The sequence below is a fragment of the Pseudomonas sp. BJa3 genome (assembly GCF_026343815.1).
GTDB lineage: Bacteria > Pseudomonadota > Gammaproteobacteria > Pseudomonadales > Pseudomonadaceae > Aquipseudomonas > Aquipseudomonas soli.
Map to the genome: position 1 here is coordinate 1 of NZ_JAOXMC010000325.1, position 259 is coordinate 259.

Genomic DNA, 259 nt, shown 5'->3' on the forward strand with positions numbered 1-259 from the left:
GGCAAGATGCGCACGCCGCAGGAAGTGCCGTCGCGCCTGGACGCGTTGGCGCAGGCGGCGCGCAACCTGGGCTTCGACGTGCAGGCGCCGCCCGACCACGGCCAGGCCCCGCTCGAAGCGGTGCACACGCCGGCCTATCTGCGCTTCTTGCGCGAGGCGCACGCCGAATGGAAGAAGCTGCCCGATGACTGGGGCGACGAGGTGGTCTCCAATGTCTTCGTGCGCGAGCCCAACGCCTTGCGCGGCGTGCTGGCGCAGG

The 259-nt window shown here is 71.4% G+C and carries 1 pseudogene; it reads left to right on the forward strand.

The features are described from left to right. Positions 1-259 (forward strand): annotated as a pseudogene (locus tag OH705_RS27895) (histone deacetylase family protein); the annotation flags it as partial.